Source organism: Pontiella desulfatans (assembly GCF_900890425.1).
Classification (GTDB): domain Bacteria; phylum Verrucomicrobiota; class Kiritimatiellia; order Kiritimatiellales; family Pontiellaceae; genus Pontiella; species Pontiella desulfatans.
The window spans coordinates 2,845,868-2,864,458 of the sequence record NZ_CAAHFG010000001.1 but is presented as its reverse complement, the minus strand read 5'-3'; the positions used below and the strand labels follow the sequence as shown (position 1 = coordinate 2,864,458).

General features: G+C 51.8%; 20 protein-coding genes. 18 read left to right on the top strand and 2 right to left on the bottom strand.

Features of this window, described 5'->3' with window-relative positions:
• Positions 1-73: 73 nt before the first annotated feature.
• Positions 74-496, bottom strand: coding sequence for a hypothetical protein (locus E9954_RS10145; protein ID WP_136079065.1), 423 nt, complete (start codon positions 494-496; stop codon positions 74-76).
• Positions 497-691: 195 nt separating this feature from the next.
• On the opposite strand from E9954_RS10145, the gene E9954_RS10140 reads away from it, so the two are divergent.
• The 5 genes from E9954_RS10140 (at position 692) to E9954_RS10120 (ending at position 3,304) form a co-directional block, all read left to right on the top strand.
• Positions 692-1,051 (top strand): type II toxin-antitoxin system RelE/ParE family toxin, encoded by a 360-nt coding sequence (locus E9954_RS10140; protein ID WP_136079064.1) that lies wholly within the window; start codon positions 692-694, stop codon positions 1,049-1,051.
• Positions 1,048-1,380 (top strand): XRE family transcriptional regulator, encoded by a 333-nt coding sequence (locus tag E9954_RS10135; RefSeq protein WP_136079063.1) that lies wholly within the window; start codon positions 1,048-1,050, stop codon positions 1,378-1,380. The genes E9954_RS10140 and E9954_RS10135 overlap by 4 nt, the downstream gene beginning before the upstream one ends.
• A 391-nt stretch (positions 1,381-1,771) precedes the next feature.
• On the top strand, positions 1,772-2,542 hold the full coding sequence (locus E9954_RS10130; protein WP_136079062.1) for a hypothetical protein: 771 nt from the start codon (positions 1,772-1,774) through the stop codon (positions 2,540-2,542).
• Positions 2,539-2,907, top strand: a complete 369-nt coding sequence (locus E9954_RS10125; RefSeq protein WP_136079061.1) for a hypothetical protein — start codon at positions 2,539-2,541, stop codon at positions 2,905-2,907. The genes E9954_RS10130 and E9954_RS10125 overlap by 4 nt, the downstream gene beginning before the upstream one ends.
• Entirely contained in the window at positions 2,885-3,304 is a 420-nt protein-coding gene (locus E9954_RS10120; RefSeq protein ID WP_136079060.1) for a hypothetical protein, read from the top strand. The genes E9954_RS10125 and E9954_RS10120 overlap by 23 nt, the downstream gene beginning before the upstream one ends.
• A gap of 105 nt (positions 3,305-3,409) precedes the next feature.
• Here E9954_RS10120 and E9954_RS10115 read toward each other — a convergent pair whose 3' ends face one another.
• Positions 3,410-3,637 carry a hypothetical protein gene (locus E9954_RS10115; RefSeq protein ID WP_136079059.1) on the bottom strand — a complete coding sequence of 76 codons (228 nt, stop codon included), beginning with the start codon at positions 3,635-3,637 and terminating at the stop codon, positions 3,410-3,412.
• Between the two features lie 58 nt (positions 3,638-3,695).
• Here E9954_RS10115 and E9954_RS10110 point away from each other — a divergent pair, with 58 nt between their 5' ends.
• The 13 genes from E9954_RS10110 to E9954_RS10055 all read left to right on the top strand — a co-directional run bounded on the left by E9954_RS10110 (position 3,696) and on the right by E9954_RS10055 (position 18,572).
• Complete coding sequence (locus tag E9954_RS10110) at positions 3,696-4,601, top strand: replication-relaxation family protein (RefSeq protein ID WP_136079058.1); 906 nt, start codon at positions 3,696-3,698, stop codon at positions 4,599-4,601.
• 103 nt (positions 4,602-4,704) lie between these two features.
• On the top strand, positions 4,705-5,928 hold the full coding sequence (locus tag E9954_RS10105) for a hypothetical protein (RefSeq protein ID WP_136079057.1): 1,224 nt from the start codon (positions 4,705-4,707) through the stop codon (positions 5,926-5,928).
• Positions 5,918-10,627, top strand: coding sequence for a hypothetical protein (locus E9954_RS10100; RefSeq protein WP_136079056.1), 4,710 nt, complete (start codon positions 5,918-5,920; stop codon positions 10,625-10,627). The genes E9954_RS10105 and E9954_RS10100 overlap by 11 nt, the downstream gene beginning before the upstream one ends.
• Positions 10,628-10,804: 177 nt before the next feature.
• Positions 10,805-11,356, top strand: a complete 552-nt coding sequence (locus E9954_RS10095; protein ID WP_136079055.1) for a hypothetical protein — start codon at positions 10,805-10,807, stop codon at positions 11,354-11,356.
• Between the two features lie 7 nt (positions 11,357-11,363).
• A complete protein-coding gene (locus E9954_RS10090; RefSeq protein WP_136079054.1) occupies positions 11,364-12,041 on the top strand; it encodes a hypothetical protein in 678 nt (225 codons plus the stop codon).
• Positions 12,042-12,046: 5 nt separating this feature from the next.
• Positions 12,047-12,496 (top strand): hypothetical protein, encoded by a 450-nt coding sequence (locus tag E9954_RS10085; RefSeq protein WP_136079053.1) that lies wholly within the window; start codon positions 12,047-12,049, stop codon positions 12,494-12,496.
• Positions 12,497-12,538: 42 nt separating this feature from the next.
• Positions 12,539-12,970 (top strand): hypothetical protein, encoded by a 432-nt coding sequence (locus tag E9954_RS10080; RefSeq protein ID WP_136079052.1) that lies wholly within the window; start codon positions 12,539-12,541, stop codon positions 12,968-12,970.
• Positions 12,967-13,095 carry a hypothetical protein gene (locus E9954_RS33480; RefSeq protein WP_281281208.1) on the top strand — a complete coding sequence of 43 codons (129 nt, stop codon included), beginning with the start codon at positions 12,967-12,969 and terminating at the stop codon, positions 13,093-13,095. Before E9954_RS10080 ends, E9954_RS33480 begins: the two co-directional genes overlap by 4 nt.
• A 30-nt stretch (positions 13,096-13,125) precedes the next feature.
• Positions 13,126-13,338, top strand: coding sequence for a hypothetical protein (locus E9954_RS10075; protein WP_136079051.1), 213 nt, complete (start codon positions 13,126-13,128; stop codon positions 13,336-13,338).
• Positions 13,335-14,657 carry a HesA/MoeB/ThiF family protein gene (locus tag E9954_RS10070; protein ID WP_136079050.1) on the top strand — a complete coding sequence of 441 codons (1,323 nt, stop codon included), beginning with the start codon at positions 13,335-13,337 and terminating at the stop codon, positions 14,655-14,657. The genes E9954_RS10075 and E9954_RS10070 overlap by 4 nt, the downstream gene beginning before the upstream one ends.
• Complete coding sequence (locus E9954_RS10065) at positions 14,647-17,439, top strand: ATP-binding protein (RefSeq protein ID WP_136079049.1); 2,793 nt, start codon at positions 14,647-14,649, stop codon at positions 17,437-17,439. The genes E9954_RS10070 and E9954_RS10065 overlap by 11 nt, the downstream gene beginning before the upstream one ends.
• A complete protein-coding gene (locus tag E9954_RS10060; protein ID WP_136079048.1) occupies positions 17,426-17,938 on the top strand; it encodes a hypothetical protein in 513 nt (170 codons plus the stop codon). Before E9954_RS10065 ends, E9954_RS10060 begins: the two co-directional genes overlap by 14 nt.
• A 1-nt stretch (position 17,939) precedes the next feature.
• On the top strand, positions 17,940-18,572 hold the full coding sequence (locus E9954_RS10055; RefSeq protein ID WP_136079047.1) for a hypothetical protein: 633 nt from the start codon (positions 17,940-17,942) through the stop codon (positions 18,570-18,572).
• Positions 18,573-18,591: the final 19 nt, after the last annotated feature.

Genomic DNA, 18,591 nt, shown 5'->3' with positions numbered 1-18,591 from the left:
TCATTAACCTTCGATAAAAAATCGAAATCGACTAAATGAACCGAACATCAAAAACCTTAACAAAAACGGGCGCTTATACTTCATTAGCGTTCTCTATGGGATGACAGTGTTCTCCAAATATTCTTTTGTATCCCCAGCCAAGGTTTTCTGTGACGAGTTTAAGAATCAATTGGATCGTTCCTGCTTCCGTTTCCGGTCGTCCCCCTTTGCGCTTCGGTTTTTTACCCGCTTTCTTTCGCTGCCAAGTGCGATAGGTTTTAGGCTTAACCACCAGCATCACATCGGAGATGTCATGGTCGATCAAAGCTCCAAGTCGCATCAATTCCGTACGCTCCTCTTTCTCCGTGATGATTCGTGGATCATCAATCCGATCACGAAGCATTTTAATCTGATATTTAAGAATCTGAATCCGCACATCATATCTAGGCATGTAAAACCTCGAAAGAAGGATGAATACCACCTGCAAAAATCTAAAATTATCGTTTGTCTTACCCAAAATAATAATCCTCAAAACTTGCTATCAATAATGAACTTATGGGAGGCGATACCTTTTCGCACCCCTAAGAAATCAGCAAAGCTGCAAAATTTACCTGAAGGATGCTGTTCGGGCTACCGAAAAGCAGAGATCGGGAGAGCAATAAAAACATATGATTGACAAATATAACTCTAAGGTTATATGTTGAGCGCCGTTATGAAATGGGATGTCGAATATACGGATGAATTTGAGGGCTGGTGGGAATCGCTTTCCGAAGCTGTGCAGGATGACGTTGTGGCTACTGTAAATCTGCTTGGCGAAAAGGGGCCATCTCTCCCGTTTCCATTCAGCTCGGGAATAGCTGGATCCAAGCATAGTCATATGCGTGAGTTGAGGGTTCAGCATGCAGGTGACCCGTATCGGGTATTATATGCCTTTGATTCCAGACGATGTGCGATCCTGTTGATTGGCGGAAATAAGGTTGGTAATAACCGTTGGTACGATGAATTCGTTCCTCAGGCGGATAAGATATACGATAAACATATGGAAGAATTAGAGAAGGAGGGTTTGCTATGAGTAAGTCATTCAAAAAGCTATTAGCCGATATGCCCGAAGAGCGCCTGGAAAAAATAAAAATCAAGACTGAGGTCCTGAAAAATGAACTGGCTCTAAAAGAGTTACGCCAGGCTATGGAATTGACTCAGGAGGAGCTGGCCAAGGAGCTGCATGTTAATCAGGCTGCAGTTTCAAAGTTTGAAAGTCAGTCGGATATCTATATTAGCACGTTGCGCAAGATTCTTTTTGCTATGGGTGGAGAACTTAGGATCGTTGCTCACTTCGATGATGGCGATGTTCTAATCAATCAGTTCGATGATATTCGTAAAAGTGAAGCCGTGGCGGTGTAATTTAGACTGGGGTTGTAGAGGAGGGTGAGTTCGCATCGCTATCCAGTCAGGAGTACCGATCTGGATGATCGTTCAAAAAGCGAAAATCGGGTCGTTTTGATCCGGTTTCGCACTTTTTTGTTGCAAGTCATTATCAACACGAAACTTAATTTTCAGGATTCCAAGTTCGCATTACTATCCTGATCGGTACCGAGTCGGATGGAGAGTCGTTTTAGAGAGGTTCGCATTGCTGTCCAACCGGGCCGACCTGTCTGGATGAATGCTAAAAACGCATTTGCATCACATTGACTTTTTTTTTCGCTAATAATTGTGGAATCCATTCATTGAGCGAATGGTCTGACAGGACATTCCCCACCGAAACCTTTATAAGCGTCGCGACCTTAAGGAATGCATGATCGAAGCTCAATACGACGAGAACATTTGCATGCCGCGAAGCAACCCACTCCTTATGGCATTCCGAGAGGTCGAGAGCCGCATCGCTACACTCCAGACTCGTGCAAGGGATCTATTCTACGCAGTTGTACTGTTTCAGAAGCTCTGCCCTGAATGCGGGGAGCCGGAACTTCAAATGGTACGCGATGCGCTCGCTGTGTGCGCAAACTGTTCGTCACAGGTCGATCCTACGCTGGTATTTCAGACCTGTCCGGATTGCGAATCCAAGCTGGTTCTGAAGGTATGCCACTACTGGTGTCCACGGTGCCGTCAACCTGTGCGATCCATCTACAATGTTGAGATCAAAGTCTTCAACGCGGCCTACTTTCGGGAAAAGATGCAGGCGTCGCGGGACCAGAAGCGCCGAAAACAGGAAATGTCTCGGCAGATGTTCCGACACACGCACTCAGATCCTCTTGTGATGTGTGAGCCTATGTCGATCGATCAGGTGCCGGGGCTGGAGATGGATCTGAACGCCATCATCGCTTCCGTCGTTCCCGATGAGCTGCGCCAAGCAGTCGCGGAACACTTCGACCTTGAGGTCTACCGCCATCACCTAATGGCCCTGGTTCAGGGCTGCGTCGTCGAGTTCGAAGGCATACGTCAACTCATTGAGGACGCGAAGCTCGATAAGATATTCCGGTTTGTCACGGCCATATTCCTGGAGCACGAGGGACTGCTGGAGATCGAACAGATAGAGGGAGGCAGGCTTCGCCTGGCAGGGAAATGAAGCTCAATGAAAAGGACAAAGCCTTCCTGGAGCGGCTTCAGAAACTCATCGACCAGGACGCGGTCTGGATCGAACGAACGTTTGACTCGCCGTTCTACTTCGTGCTGCGGGGTAACTATGGGGAACACGTAGAACGTCTCTTCAAGCTGACCCGCCAGGGTGTGCGATGGCGATTCTGGCGACTTTTCAATGATATTTACGTATCCGCCTACGAGACCATCATCTTCATCGAGAAACAGCTCGGAACGGGGTTTCGTCAGGATGCCCTGATCATCGCCCATGATCGCTTTATCCAGCGGCAGCGGGCGTTGACGGAACCATCATTCCGAGAGGTGAATCCCTATGCCGGTAAGAACAAAGATTGAGATGAACCCGGCTTTGGCGCGACGGATTTCAGGTCTTGACGATCTCGCCCGTATTTTCTTTCCGGACAACCGCAATCACCAGCGGGCTTTTGTAGCCATCTGGCTTGAGATCAAGTACGCCGACAACCAGTTCCTTCTGTCCAGCACGGATATTTCATCTCGATACGAAATCTCTTCTCGAATCCTCGATATCGTCCGCGCGAAGCTCAAGAAGCTGGGCATTATCAAACGCATCAGCCACTTTAATCCTACATACGGCTACCGCTCCGGCTGGGTGTTCTCCAGCCGATGCTCCAGCATGTTACAGAAGATGGCAAGAATGCTCAGAAGTTACGCAACAGCCACCCGTGATTCCATATCGGAAGAAAAGGACAGAGCGTCCTTACACTACGTTTAGACTGCTACAGGCATCACTTTCATCATCAGACTTGTTTTCTCGTCGGTGTTGTTCAAGCAATCTACATCATTAAGCGGTCTCCCAAATGACAAGGGATTTGCCCTCCTATGGATCGGGCATCTGGATGGTTTTCTTACTCAGTACAAAATCACCAACCAGGCTGTAAGGCTCCATAATCCCACCGTAGCGAACAGATTTTTCACCAAATCGCGCGGTTTTTGGTGGTTGCATTGTCTGAAGCCAGTAGGTGCGTGTAATTTTAACAAGAAGAATTTCACGGGAGGGACGTTTTGACAGCAGTTTTGCCCTAAAAACCGCTGCTGGATGAAACATCCAGTCTGTTTCTGCCGCTCATCTCTATGAATTCAACTATTCAGAATGGAGATGTTTCATGCCGGCGGATAAGGATATTAACCTCATGGTGGTCGCAGCCGAACTGAGGGTTTCGACCCCGATCCAGCTTGCGCAGTTTCTCGATACATCAGAGCAGATGGTTCGACGGCGGACGCGGCGCCTGGCAGCGGATGGGTTGCTCAACATCGGCTCTCGCGGCATTGGACGCCGGCGCGGTCGGCCGGAAAACCTGTTCTCCGTCACGGAATCAGGTGTTCAGTTTTTAAAAGAACACGGGCGGCTGGATGCATGTGTGAAACCTTCCTCGGTCACTGACTCGGGCATCGGCACTCTGATAGACCATCAGGTTATGCTTAACTCGGTACGGTGTGCCCTCGAGCAGACCGTCAGGCTAAAGCCGGAACTGACTCTACGCTTCATCTCCTCAACATCTCCTTCACATGTAAAGAAAACCGGGGCACCGATTATATCGGATCATGTTGAAAGTGCAGATGGTGAGTCTTTTTCCTTCACTCCTGACGCGGTGTTTTGTCTCACTGACACGACGCAAGACAAAGGGCTCCTCTTCTTTATGGAGATTGACATGGGCACGGAAAGGGTCGCGGCACGAAAATCAAAAGCTATAAGCGATGTGCGGCGCAAGGTGCTTGTCTACCGTACATACCTCGGTCGAAATGGCTACAAACGATACGAAGACCCAAACTGGTTTAATCGAAAACTCCTTGGGTTCAGGGTGCTGCTGGTGACATCAAGCACACCTCGTCTGGAGTCGCTTTGCACATTGACGCGCGAAATGGCCCCGAGCGACTTCGTGTGGCTCACCTGCGACGCGTTACTGATAGATTCGGGCCTCGATGCTCCAGTGTGGCATGGTGGTGGCGAGGAATCTCCGTATTCGATCATGGGAGCAAATCGGGAAGTCGAATCTTGGAAATCTGTATAACCTTGCTCGTCTCGGCATCTTACTGGCCCTGTTTCGATTCGTTTTTTGATTCCGTGTTATCTTATCATCCCGTATAGTTCATTTGTATCACGGAAAACGGGTTATGAAAGGTTTAGGATCCATTTCAGCATCCAAGGCGCTCGAGTTTCTCGACTCGGAAGAGGTGCAGTGCGCCCTTGCCTCGGCTTTCCCCGGCACGCAGACCAGAGAAGGCAAGAAGGCTATTCTAAATCGGGGGTTTTGGGTGTTTGCATCGGGGGCTGTAAAAGAGGCCAAACCGCCCTCTACGCAAGTAAAACTTCTACATTCATTGTACAGCAAGTTAAAGGAGCATTTGCTGACAAATGAAGAGTATGGCGATGTGCTATGGATGGATTTGAAGAACGATCCGACACGGGAGAAAACCAGGGAACATATTCACAAGAAGCTAGCGGACGAAGCCTCGCCCTTGGGTCGGATTGTTATTGCGATTGTTTGGACAAGCAAAGACTACGGATATCGCCTCAGCGTGATGCCTTCTGCCCAAGTCGCGCAAACCATTCGATCCCAGAAGGGGCCAAGGCCGGCGGAGCAGCTTGGCATTGCTTCTGATGCAAGGGAGCGCAGGATGTTTCAGATCCAGCGATCTGCGCCGGTGGTTCTTCATCGGTCTGTCATTGACAAGAATGTCGAGACAGCCCTGTCCGGCAATCTGGCCGATATACTTATTCTACCTGGTGGCTTCCAGTCAGGAAAATCTACTTGGCTCCTTGATTTCCATCAGCGAAACCGACGTTCCTCGGTCTACTATCCATTTTGCGAAGACGATACAGAACTGCAGCGGGAATCCTGTCTTGCGGAATCTCTTGCTGTGCAACTGACTAAATTTACAGGAGTGTCCGGCGCGGCCAAGTCTGTTCGTGGAGTAGATTCCTGTGCGAAGTTAGGGGAATTCGTTGCTGCGCTGGGAGCCAAACTGGATGGGCTTGATGTTCTGGTGTTGCTTGATGGGATCGACCAATCCGGCGATGAGCTTCTTGGCCGGATACTCACAATGATCCGACAGTATCTTCAGGGAGGAAAACGACCACTCCGTTGGATACTTACGGTTCGCTCTCCAAGTCCAGCTCAACTGGCCTTGTGTAGTCTACCTTGTTCTTCGGTTGTTTTTTCGTTTGATGAAGAATCCTGTGTTTTGGAGTTCATACAATCCTATTTTGCTGTTGCATCCTACGATTGTTCCAGCCTGGAGAAAGTAGCCAATGAGGTGTATGAACTGTCAGGCTCCAACATCCTCCTCATGAGGAGAGTCGCACACGATATGCTGGAGGCAGAAGATGTCGAATAATGGTGGCCAAATCAACACAAGCAGTATCGCGACGGAGTCCCTGAACCGTACCCGGCAAGCATGCCCCGAGGAGAAATGGGAGGACTTGCTCCGGCTGCTTCAGGCTCTCGCTCTGTTGCCGGAGGATTCTCCGACGGAATTGTTGCCGTACTTAACCGGCTGGGATAGTCACAGCATTTCGCGGCTAGCTTCGTTGGCACCGGAAATTATCCAATCATCTCCTGTAGGTCACTGTATTCTGCGCCCTCCCTCCCTGCGTATGAAGGTTTTGCTGCCACCAATCACGCCATTCGAAGTGAAGAACTCGCTGCAACATAATCTGGCAAAGAGATGCTCAGAGGTCATCGCAGATGACTCCCTGGAAGGAAGCCATTGTCGATATGCGTTTACATTTTTGGTGCTGGGAATACGTGATCCGAAGATTTACCTTGATCTTGTTACAGATTCTGTGTTGCGAACTTTGCGAACCAAGCCCGAGACCACTCCCGAACAATTTCAGAACCTGTTGCATCGTCGCGTCGAAAGTTCACTGGCTTTGCACCCTGATGGGGATGCCGATAAACATATTCTGGCGGCCGCAACGCTGGCTGAATCGAACCGCCGGATGGCAGAGCGAGGGGATGTTATCCTTTCACTCTGGCAATCCGAAGCTACCCTCGAGAACATTATACCCCATCTCAGTTATTCTCTTACCGAATCAAGCGTCATAGAGTTGATTGCCACGGCGGAAGCGGCGGCTGTCAGAAACTGTCCAGCACTTACAGCCAAGCTTGTTGAAGCGTGTGCATGCCTCGAAGAGCAACTACAGGAGAATGCCGGAGATGCCATCTTAGGTATTTTGAAGCCACTTTGGGGGCATCGATATGCTGGCAGTGTGGTTGCGCGACTCGCACTGGTCGATACACAAGCAGCCTCCGCAATGCATAGGCTTTTTCTTTCGGCAGTTAAGGAACTGGGGCACGCGGGACCTGTCTTCGATTATTGTGCCCGGCTACTGAGCTCCCTAGATGGAAAGGATAAATCATTCTGCCGTGAAGCATTGAGTTCTACTGTGCGTAAGGCTGGCGCGCAACTACCTACTGTTTCAGAGCATTTGGCTCGTTGTGGCATGAAGCCCAGTTTTGATGCCAACCCCGGTGATGAAGAAAAAGTCTTACATGAAGAGATATGCCGGAACCATTACAAAGATGCAGCCGACATACTTGACACCGTTGATGGGAAGTCGCGCTCTGCCTGTGCGCCCGAATTGCGGAAACACCTGAATGCCTACTGGAAACTCAATAAACCCGATGCTTCGACGCGTGTAGGGGATATCATGACCTTTTTCCTGTCAACGGGGATCATGCCAAAACCATTCGCAACCATGCTTCGGGATTCCGTTGCCGAGGTGTTGGAGGAAGATTCCCTGTTTTGGATCAATGACTACGAAAGTTATCGAAAATTGTTGCGTGCTGCGGAGTATTTGGTGAACGAAGCAGAGAACCACCAAGTCGTGAAACTCGTAATCGATAATTTCCTTAAACGGCGGATTGATGAGATTCTACTCTTATGGGCTTCCATGGGTGACTGTGAGCTTTGCGCGGTCGCGTTGTCCGTCGCATTCAAGGTCGGAGACGATTACCTCAAAGACACCTGGGATAGAATGTGGAAGGCTGCTGGAAAACTCCGCAAAATGGAAGGAGTGCGAGTACGATTGGCCGGACTCTCACTCCTGCTGAATCATGGGAGCTCTGTGGGATGTGAGTGGCTTAATGAGCATATGATCCGTCAACTGCTTCGACTTCGGATTTCCTCCGAGAAGAAAGCGGCTTTGCGTGCATCAATGCAGTCGCCTCCCGTTGATGGAGCAGATTATGATCGTTGCCTATCCATTCTCTCCTCATTGAAGCCTATCCCGTCCCCGGTTCTTGGAACCATCCCTCATCCGGAAGCGCTCGCCCGGTTTTGCTCCAGTTGTGTCGGCCAGATCGGATTCCACACGCGAGATATGGCAGGACATCTTCTAGGATTAAGGGAACGGTTCGTTACGCAAAGCGATGAAAATAGTTTTCTTCGAATCTCTATAAAGAATATTCCCGACCCTCAGAGCCGGCGCGACATACTCCATGCGATACGAGTGATGTATACAGAGGATGAGCGTGCCCACCTGTGTCTATCGGTTGAATTGCGATGCCCCGGGACACTGCGGGCTGCGGATGTGGAAGGAGTAAACCTGAGCAAGATCGATGGAATGGATTTCCTGCTATATGCCGGTGTGATTATGGCTGAGAACAAAGAGCATCAAGCTCTGCTTCTTTCCCGGCTTCCATCTATACGCGAAGTGTCCAAACGGGCCTTGCTGATTCATCAATACGTTGAGGCTGAGAAATGTGGGCCGATGCTCGACAGTCCCCCTTCAACCCTGGAACCGCTTTCGATCGACAGGATCGCTTGTTCTGCGCTGGGAGAAGTGAAGCAGATAGATCTCGATACGCTATTGGTTCTCGAGCAACACCTAACCTTTGACCTTGAAGGTTTCAGGGTTTTGCACATGGCCAGCCAGAATGTGGAGGGCACGCTTCCCGGTGCCTTCATCAGAAGGCAAGTTGAACGCGTATTTCCCTCACTTCGGCAGACAGGTCGACGGCAGACGGATGGGACGATAGACCAACCGCAGTCACAGAACGGATTCAACTTCGAAGACAGCAAGGGGCTTGGGGAAGAGGTGCTGCGGTGTGGTGACGAGGAAATGCGAATAGATCTCTTCGCCATGGTCGCCCAGGAAATATCCGCCTGTGGAACCTGGATTAGCGTAGGATTCCTTGACACGGCGAATGCGGTGCTCCGTGAGCGTCCCCTTGAAGAGCCGCTCTTGATTAGCATTCGGCGTTTCCCGTTGCAGTTCGAGGAACGTTACCATTCCGCCTTCTATGGGCGGTTGGTAAGATACCTTGGAGATGCCAACCAAACGATTCGTGAGGAACTCTGGTCCCAGGCAAGTGTGCTATGGTTCGTACAGGACGACGATCCCTTGAAGCGTGTAGGCCCACTCTCGCAAGCCTTTGGCATACTCATGCCCGAAGACACACCGGGACTCTACGTAGATGTGCTTCGCCATCATCTTGACGAACTGCTGGAAGCAGCAAGAAAAGTCGGGGCGGCGTGCCTGTTCTCGGTTCTTGCAGCGCTTTTCGAGGACATAGAGATCTGGTTGGAGGTTTTTCATGCTCCAATTGCGGATGCGTTTGGGGAAATGCTGGACAATCTGCCAGAGCTCGAGCGCGATGTTTCCGAGGAAATAATGCAGGACTTCCTTTCGGGACTGAATGACGTAACCAAAAGTGAAGAGGGGGTTGGATTTGTTTCCGATGTATGTTCCGAGAAGGCCTCCCGATGGGAAGTGTTTATGAGCCGTCTAGCGGGGCGCCGAGACAGCTATGGCGATCTCGAGACATGGGCCCAGGAGCTTTCCAGGAATATCGTAGCCAACATATGGCCTGGCGATTCTGCTGCCCTGTTATGGATTGACAGTTTCAAGGCCGGAGGCGGCGAAGATGTGATGTGGCTGGTGAAAAAATTTACGCATTCAATGGTGAAAGGCCCTGGAGGTGCGAAGTGGGCCGATCTATGCGATGAACTGATCGACGGAGCCGAACCCGAAGCACCTCCCGAGGAATGGCACCTGTTTGAAGCGTATTGCAAGCATTGGAGCAGCCTTGTGCGCGAATTGCATACCCGGCAGAATACGGGGGAATCCGTCCCGTTCGTTGTTCTCGATTCCGAAGACTATGAACTTTTTTTCCTATGCATGCGAGACGGACCGGATCTTGTGGAACAAAAAGTCGGGGCTCTAAAGTTGTTTAAACAGATCTTCGTCGAGAATCCCGAGTTTATTATTGGTAGTGGCTCTTCGAGGGTGGCGATTCTCGAGATGGTAGGGGAGGTGTTTGCCGATCATCCATGGAAAGAGGCTTTTGCTGAGGCCTTTTTGGAAGTGGCGGAAGCTGAATCATCCATCTACGGTAGAGTCAAATTTATGTTACTGGCAGCCTCTTCTCTGAGAAGTGCCACTGTCCTTCGCGGAATATGTGATCTCTTGACGGACAAGAATCTTGCCGAATGCATACTGGGAGCAACGAAGGATGATCTCGCATTCGCCATTCGGGTAGGGACTGTTTTCCAGTTTAGAAGCCTCTATCCCACCATCGATTCAGAGAATATGGAAGCCAGCGAGGATCTTGCCTTGCTACAAAAGCAGGCACATGCTTATCGCATGTATGTACTCAATGAGGTGCAAATCGACGGAATTGAAGAACTCGCATGGACTTCTGCGCAAGCATTCAAAGAAGGTTCGAAGTGGGCTCAGTACTTTGCGTCTGCAGCAGAGGTGTGTTTGCAAGATGCTTCGCCGGCGAAAATACCGATTCCTTACTGGTGGCGTATCGCCAGGTGCGCAAGATTAACCGGTTCCCCGCATTTATTGCAGTTGCTTTGTCGGTTGCGAAACGCCTGTGCACCAAACACCCCCATTCCTCCCGAAGTGGAACACGAAGTCCTGTCCGTCCTTGTTGATTATGTTGAGACTCCACAGTTTCCGGAATTGTATGGCTATGTGCACTCCTTCCGTGTTGGGCCATCTGAGTCCGGTGATGACTCGCACAATCGGTTTCTTGCTGAGATCCCCTTGCGGCTTTCCCGCGCCTGCGACTCCCTGACGTAGTCTCCAGAGGTGGATCCCCGGCCTTCACCGTGAGGTTTGGGGAGTTACCTTGGGGAGTTACAACTGGCACCCACAATCGACAACTGCCGCTTCTGTCCCCTTACTCTTGCTCACGTGATCGAGCTCCGCACTGCGGTGTTCGGATTCAGCGAAACTAGCAAGCAGAAAGGGCAAGAGATGAAGACACAAAATAGTCTGGGATTATGGAAGCCATCGAACGAGGGGCTTCCGGGCAAAAAATCTACGCACGACTCCGCTCTCGTTGGTATTAAGACGCTGCAATGTGACTATGCCTGCGATGAGGTTAAACAGGAAGAGCGAATCCTAATTCACCGCTCGGAAATCGAATCCATCCGTTGCAATACATTAGAGTGGGGCGATACCGAGACCGGGGGACACCTTTACGGGGCATACACTGGGAGCGGAACGCCGATTGTTATGCTGGCTACGCCACCTGGTCCACAAGCCGTGCATTCCACTGCAACGTTCATTCAGGATATCAACTATTTTCGGCGTTGCAGCGAAAAGATCTATAAGCGGTTTGGACTTTGTTTTATCGGGCGATGGCACTCGCACCACGTCATGGGGCTTCGTCGCCCAAGTATGGGGGATATTGCGTCTGCCAGCTCAATTATGGCCAAAAACTGCATCCCTACCTTTGTCGAGCTGATCACCACAATGAGCCCTTCAAAGGGCAATGTCACCATTAACGCATACATATACAGATAGGAGGTTCATGATGAAACCTATACCAGTAGAACTTGTTCCGCTTTCGGAAATGAGCCCTATACGCGAACGATTGTTAGGGAGCATGGTGCTATCCCCTCATAAGGGCTACGGGTGCCAATATGCCGGGCATACTGACGCATCGACCCTTAATGAGGCTTCCATAGATCCTTGCCCTCAACTGAAATCGCTCGCCAAGGGAATTGCTTCGCTTCCTGACCCGGTGGCTTCCGCTGTCAAGGTTCTCCCTGGCGAAGTGGATGGTGACGCTACCATCGAAATACCTTTACCTGGAGGCGGGATTGCGTGGATTGGCTTCTTCCAAAGCTTAGGCGATGGCAAAACTGTTGTTCTCTGCCAAACCGATCTTGAGGATGAACCCATGGATGTCTCCCGGACGATCAATCCCCGCGGATTGGATCTAAGGCTAGATCAAATCTATTCGCGGTTGTGTTCGTTCGTGGGAGGTGAGTCAACCTCTCCGGCACGCAATTCATCTCCTGCTGATGACACTGGCAAGAGTAAGGCGGTGACCGCTGTATCCAGCAAAGGCTCCAGTGGAGACCGCAAACGATCCGGTAAAAGCACCCCAGCCAAAAAGAAAGTCCGGCGCACACGCCCACGCAGGGGTAAAGGAAAAACGAAACAGCGCTCCAAGGGGCGCAAGCACAAGAAAGGAAAACGGTAAGTAACATGAGTACGATCATCAACAGCATTAATATGGTAATAGCCATGCAAGTGTATTTGATGCAATTGCACTTCCCCCACTTTCAAATGGTTAGGGTGAAGGAAGACGAGGCCTACTTCGAGGGGTGGGTGGCCGGTGAGCAGGACAGCATCGATTACCAATTGCGGCTTTACTTCAACCCCCTCCTTCCCGAGGTGTGCCCCGCACTGTACGTGTGGGCCCCGCTGATTGTGCCTCGTATGCCCAGCGGCTCTATAAACGAGGTCGGTGCAACTCACGCGTACCATACATTAAGTAATGGACCCGAAGGGAGGGTTCAGATCTGCCACACAGCCTCGAGTGACTGGGATGCGAGCGTTACTTATGTTCTTCCAATTCTTAAAGGGAATTTGTGGTGCATCGCCCACTCTGCACACATGCAGGACGGGAGTTCGATTTCAGGTTACTTCATGTGATGTACACAGAAAGAAGCTAAACAGCAAACATAGGAGAGAGCAATGACTGACAAAGAGAAAATCCAGCAGATGATGTGCGCCGGTCCTGCGGTAGGCATACAGGCTGCCAGCCAGAGGCTGGTCTTCAATCCTGAAAGCAGGCGCCTGGAAATCGCATCGGTCGACGGTACCACCAAGAAGAACATGTTAAGGGTGGTGCCTAAAGACGAGCTGCTTCAGATGGATCGCGGAGAATTGCCACATCAACAACGACAGGAGAACACAATGACGAACAAAGAGAGAATCCAGCAGATGATGCGCGACATGGCCAAGGGCAAGCAGGCTTCCAACCATGTGATTTATGGCCTTAAAACCGAACGCCTGAAGGTCACATCGACCGATGATGCCGCCAAAAAAGACGTATTGAGGGTGACACCTGAAGACATGAAGCTCAGCCACTCATGTGCCGCATCTTGGCAGGAGGCTGAACAATGAAGACACAGTACTGCATGGCTGCTGACGGTGCCAATGTGGAACGCACTATCCGGAAGCGTGATAGCTTTCTTGTATGGTTCACCATGCGGGTGCCTAAAAAGGGGGCGCTTCAGATGGGAGCCTGAGAATTACCACAACAACCATAGGAGAATAAAATGACCAACAAAGAGAAAATCCAGCAGATGATGCGTGACATGGCCCAGGGCAAGGAAACTGCCAGCCAGATGATGGTTTTTAACCCTGAAACCAAACGCTTGGAGGTCGCATCGGCTGACGATGCCGCCAAAAAAGACATGCTGAGGGTGGTACCTGAAGACATGAAGGTCAGCCACTCACGTGCCGTCTCGTGGCAGGAGGCTGGAAAATGAAATCACAATTTTGCGCTACTGTCGACGGTTCCGATGCGGAACGCGCTGTTCGGAAACGGGATGCCATTCCTGTATGGTTCACCGTGCGGGATGGCATCGTTTTCACCTCGCTGGGGCCGCGTGCCCACGCGGAGGGTACCATTGAAGGAGTCATCCAGCTCGTTGACAGGGATGACTCTTTGCAGAGCCGCTTAAGAACGGCTCCAATCCAATTATGTGTGCAACTGGATACCTCTCCGGACCATTCATCAAATCAATTGGATGCGGTTATACATATTGACGGTGTAAAATATCGGGTTAGTGGAACCGTTATTGATGAACGAGGGAAGGAGCAACCGTGCCGGATTCAAGTGGTTCCGGTTAGGAAAGAACTCTATTCCCGCGCCCGTGGACTTATAGAGACGAGTGTTTTGGCGGATAAAACCGTATTCTTCAAGGGTGTCGGATCGGTGGGGTCCACGGTAATTCGTTTATTGGCACAGTCAGGGGTTCAGAAGTTTATCTTCATGGATCAGGACCGTCTCGAGGTGGCAAACGTTATCCGCCACGAAGCCGGACTCTCCGACATTGGCCGTTACAAAACGAAGGCGATGGCGGACATTGTAAGGAACAAGAATCCGTACGCTGAAATCACGACATATGAAGAAAAGGCAAGCGATAAAAATATCGATCTTGTTCGCGAGCTGGTGCGGCAGACCGACATCTGCATTGATACGGGCGACCAACGGGAGGGGAAGCTTCTCCTGAACCGGGTGTGCCGAGAGGAGGGAACACCTCTGATCATCAGTGGAGCGTTCCGTCGGGCATACGGGGGCCAGGTTCTTCGGGTGAAACCCGAGGGGTCTGCCTGCTACCAGTGCTTCGTGCAGATGCTTGCCAAGGACGCATCCGCATACACCGATCCGGAAGCCGAAACCATAGCGTATTCGGACCGACCGGTTCCTATTGAACCGGGGCTGTCGGTCGATATCGAGCCTATCGCCCAGATGACGGCCAAACTCGCCCTCCAGGAGTTGTTGAAGGACCAGGACACCACCCTTCGCTCGCTGGACGAGGATCTCGAGGCCAACTGGTACCTGTGGCTGAATCGCCGCGAGCAGGGATCGCAGTACGAATCATGGGACCCGTTGGGATACGGAATCGACGGCATGCGGGTAATGCGGTGGTACGGGATCAACTTCGAGGCCGCACCGTCGTGTCCTGTTTGCGGGGACTTCGTCCAGCACCTTGCCGAGCAGGCCAATATCGATTTGTCCGATGACGGCGTGCGCGAGCTTCTCTCCCATTGCGAAATAAATGGAGAGGATCATGCTGGCTAAAGCCAAAGCATTTTTGCTTGTAAACATTCCGGATCCGAGGCCTGCCAGACTCCGGGCCATGGCCGCAAATCCGGTTCGGGCGGCCTGGGATGCCCTGAAACAGATTCTAAGGTTTGTGTCTGATCTAAAGCCGGGATCGATAACGGCAGGGCTGCGCTATGTCTATGTCCCGGAGCAAACGGCTGGCGGCGTACGGGATCGGCTGAAGGTATACCCATATATTTCAGGCGGGGATGGTGCTGAATTGGAAGCGGTGGCCTCGATTCTACGTCGAGGCTCCGTTTCGAAATTCTTCACTCTGGTCGAGGATCAGCTTCCACCTCTGGATGACTCTCTTTCAGCCGCCTGCCGGATCGTACGTTCATATTCTTTTATCGAACCGCTCATTCCATGCGATCTGAATGCCGACATCCCAGGCCAGTATTTCGTCTGCAATCCATTTGAACCGAATGACGACAACGACTTCTCGGGCCTTGATCGTGTTCTGGACGGTTTTGCTGAAGCGGCTGTGGTGGATATTGCTGTTTGTCCAGCAGACATCCAGCAACTTCGAATCAGCAGTACGCAGTATCTTGAACATGTCACCCGAATCAACCGCCATTGGGATGCGCATGAGGAGCCTGCCTTTCGGATGGATCCATTGTCCGATGATCCCCGCGCACGGATGGATTCGCCGGTTCTCGCTCCGCATCGCTATCCCGACCCCAGCGCAGCCGAGACATATCGGATGCATCAGAAGATTCACGATGGTCTTCGAAACGCACAGCTTAACTTCCACATAGTTGTACTTGCACATGATGCGGCCACTGCCCATCTGCTGGCATCAACGGTCGCCGAAAGTGCATTCGAAGAGGGCGCCTACAAGCTGGTGTTGGGATCCGCCGGCTGCGCCGTCACGAATGTAAAAAACGGGCTTGAGTCGAATTCAGTTATCAAGGAGGAAGAGTTGCCGGACGGATTTCAGGGACTACCCCCGCAATATCAAAAACTCGCCCAACTTCTGAATACGGCATCCGTCAGCGAACTCGGCGGGATATTTCGACTGCCCATGGCTACATCCGGGCCGTTTTGCTGTGCGAATCGGGACACCGATCCTCCGTGTGAGCCGGAAGGCAATACCATTCCGATCGGAGTAGACGACCTCGGAGAGACCAGAAATGGGGATGTAGTTCGAGGTATTTCACCGAAGACGTTGACACGGCATCTTTTCATGTCGGGAATGTGCGGCAATGGAAAGACCGTGCTGTTGATGTCGCTCCTGATTTCCCTCTGGCGGAAGCGGATTCCCTTTTTGCACATCGAACCGGTCAAGACGGAGTCACGGGCACTCAAGCAGCTCGGAGAAATCGAGTATCCGGGTGCATCCGATCTGGCGCGGGATCTGCGCATATACACACCAGGCAATAACACGTTGTCCCCGTTTCAGATTAACCCATTGCAGGTTCCTGAAGGGATTTCCATTGAAGAACACATCAGCATGCTCGAGTCCTGTTTCCAGGCAATCATGCCAATGTCGGGGCCTCTTCCGGGTATTCTGAGAGAGGCTTTGGAACGCGTATACTGGAACCGTAAAGAGGAAGACGTTCCATGCATCACAGATCTCCTTGCTGAAGCGGAGGCGGCCTTGCAGGCAAAGGGCTATGCTCCATCAACCTATTCGGACCTCCGTGGAGCCATGGATACGCGTTTAAACAGTCTGACACGCGGCGCGATGGGGCGTGTGCTGCAAGGCAGGCGCGATAATCCTTCAATGACAGAACTGCTAAGATCTCCGGGCATTCTGGAACTGGAGCGCCTGTCTCAGGATCATGCCTGTTTCCTCACTCTTTTCATTCTTATGCGGCTCCGACAGGAACTACGTTCAATGCCACCGGCGGATGGAGACCTGCGCTATGTACTGATTATTGACGAAGCCCACAACATCGTAGGAACCAACACGGACGCAGCACCATCCGAAGATTTTCCGGATCCAAAGGCATACGCGGCGGAGTGCGTGTCGCGATTGCTGGCGGAATTTCGGGCGCTGGGTATTGGAATCATTATTGCCGACCAGATGCCTTCAGCCGTAGCGGCGGAAGTCGTCAAGCATCCCGGAACGAAGGTGACGTTTCAGCTTACCCATAGTGAAGACCGCGCCACTATCGGCGCCGCGATGCTCTTCGGCGATTCGGAGTACGAGGAGATTGCTCGCCTGCGCCCGGGGCATGCATATCTGTTTGCGCCCGGCTACCACTATCCTCAGCGCATCCGTACGGTGAACCTGCACGAACACCTGGATCTATTGCCGCCCACGGATTCCGCCCTTCGAGACCTGATTAAGCACGATGATTGGTTCCTGATTGCGATCGAGCGGCGCATGGAAGATCAGGCAGCTCATCTGCAGTGTGCCATGGATGATTTTGACGATATGCGTGTAGCCATTCTTCGGGAAGTGGCAGTCACCATGGCCCGGTTACCTATGTTTCAGCATCAAATACGTGCGTCCCGTATGCGCAAGGAAAAAGATGCGTTGATCCGGCAAGTCGAGGGGTTACGGCGGCGGCTCGAGTCGAGGCTTCGGTATTTTCAAAACGTTGAACTCACCAGATGGCTTCCGGATGACTGCGAGCGGGATTCGCTCAGCTCGGAATTGCGCTCGTGGATTGATCACTTGGAGCGACGGTGGCGGGAGGTTATGCAGCCGGACGTTAAGGCCGCCCTGACGCATCTGGTTTCAATGTTGGAACGTATCAAAGCGCTGACTTCAGCGCGGAAAGGAAGGCACGAAAATGAAACGAAATAAAGACACCAAAGGCCGTGGTGAAATCTCCGAGACGGTCGATCACTCCAATTCGGACATGGATGAGAAACTGGGCGATCTGGACAAGGTTCAGCAGGATGTCGCTACGGTCCGTGACACGTTGGCCAGTCTGGAATTCGGCGGGACATCCGAGGGGGCGGACGCGGTCGAGCAATCGATAACGGATGCCGAGAACATAACGGTCGATGTATTCGATCAGCAGGATGGCGAGCTGGATGACATGCAGTCGGGCAGCCAGGAGTTCCAGAGTGAGCTGGAGGATCATTCCGCCTCGGATCAATCCGACCTCGAGCGTGTCTCCGAGGCCAGTGGCAGGTTGGAAACGGATGAAACTGTCAGCGAATTGGTGAAAGCCAAGGAAGCCGCGCTGCGTGACATCGATTTCCTGATGGAGCAGATCGAACGCGCACAAACGGCTCGGGACGAAAGCGAGCGCACGCAGGAAGACTACAAACAGAGCGTACATTCGGGAGGGCAATAAGATGATCGAGTATCAATTGGGGCCGGATGAAAGGTTTGTGGACATTTATGAACCTCGTACGAAGAGTTATGACGCACTTCATTCCCATCGTTTGGTTGATCGGGTGATGTGTGAGATGGAGTCTCTGCTGAAGGATCTCGAGGACTACCATCCCATGATGCCGAAAGTGGATGACGGCGGAACATCGGAGTGTCCATTCGCCGAGGACATATATCGGGAGAAGCAGAAGCGGGAGAAAAAGGTTTCGGAGAAAGCCAACACCCTCCGTGACATGAAGGCGGAACTGGATCGCGAAGTTGAACGTTGCAAGCGGAACCTTCAACGCATTTCTGTTGATGCATCCAAAATCAGCACCGGTGCAGCGCAAGAGAAGTACGCCGAAGGACTGGGGCGTCAGGAACGCGAGTATGTGGAGGCCTCCAGGCTGAAGGATGAGGTCGTGGAGCTTCTTCATCGGGTGGATGCGACGCTTGCCGCGTCCCGCAAGAAGAGTTTTCCCCTGCCGTTAGAAGAGCAAATGCCCAGTAGCGGGATGAAAATGTCCGCGAGTTCATATCCCGATGACAACGATAACCATGAGTTGACGCAAGAGGTGAACGACCTCCTGTCGATGGGGCCGAGGGGGAGAAACTAAAGTAACTTCGCAAGGATTG

Coding starts and splice junctions, on each gene's coding strand:
- E9954_RS10140 (WP_136079064.1), top strand. CDS start 692: ATGAAATGGGATGTCGAATATACGGATGAATTTGAGGGCTGGTGGGAA.
- E9954_RS10125 (WP_136079061.1), top strand. CDS start 2,539: ATGAAGCTCAATGAAAAGGACAAAGCCTTCCTGGAGCGGCTTCAGAAA.
- E9954_RS10120 (WP_136079060.1), top strand. CDS start 2,885: ATGCCGGTAAGAACAAAGATTGAGATGAACCCGGCTTTGGCGCGACGG.
- E9954_RS10130 (WP_136079062.1), top strand. CDS start 1,772: ATGATCGAAGCTCAATACGACGAGAACATTTGCATGCCGCGAAGCAAC.
- E9954_RS10080 (WP_136079052.1), top strand. CDS start 12,539: ATGACTGACAAAGAGAAAATCCAGCAGATGATGTGCGCCGGTCCTGCG.
- E9954_RS33480 (WP_281281208.1), top strand. CDS start 12,967: ATGAAGACACAGTACTGCATGGCTGCTGACGGTGCCAATGTGGAACGC.
- E9954_RS10100 (WP_136079056.1), top strand. CDS start 5,918: ATGTCGAATAATGGTGGCCAAATCAACACAAGCAGTATCGCGACGGAG.
- E9954_RS10055 (WP_136079047.1), top strand. CDS start 17,940: ATGATCGAGTATCAATTGGGGCCGGATGAAAGGTTTGTGGACATTTAT.
- E9954_RS10095 (WP_136079055.1), top strand. CDS start 10,805: ATGAAGACACAAAATAGTCTGGGATTATGGAAGCCATCGAACGAGGGG.
- E9954_RS10135 (WP_136079063.1), top strand. CDS start 1,048: ATGAGTAAGTCATTCAAAAAGCTATTAGCCGATATGCCCGAAGAGCGC.
- E9954_RS10090 (WP_136079054.1), top strand. CDS start 11,364: ATGATGAAACCTATACCAGTAGAACTTGTTCCGCTTTCGGAAATGAGC.
- E9954_RS10110 (WP_136079058.1), top strand. CDS start 3,696: ATGCCGGCGGATAAGGATATTAACCTCATGGTGGTCGCAGCCGAACTG.
- E9954_RS10105 (WP_136079057.1), top strand. CDS start 4,705: ATGAAAGGTTTAGGATCCATTTCAGCATCCAAGGCGCTCGAGTTTCTC.
- E9954_RS10070 (WP_136079050.1), top strand. CDS start 13,335: ATGAAATCACAATTTTGCGCTACTGTCGACGGTTCCGATGCGGAACGC.
- E9954_RS10085 (WP_136079053.1), top strand. CDS start 12,047: ATGAGTACGATCATCAACAGCATTAATATGGTAATAGCCATGCAAGTG.
- E9954_RS10075 (WP_136079051.1), top strand. CDS start 13,126: ATGACCAACAAAGAGAAAATCCAGCAGATGATGCGTGACATGGCCCAG.
- E9954_RS10115 (WP_136079059.1), bottom strand. CDS start 3,637: ATGTTTCATCCAGCAGCGGTTTTTAGGGCAAAACTGCTGTCAAAACGT.
- E9954_RS10060 (WP_136079048.1), top strand. CDS start 17,426: ATGAAACGAAATAAAGACACCAAAGGCCGTGGTGAAATCTCCGAGACG.
- E9954_RS10065 (WP_136079049.1), top strand. CDS start 14,647: ATGCTGGCTAAAGCCAAAGCATTTTTGCTTGTAAACATTCCGGATCCG.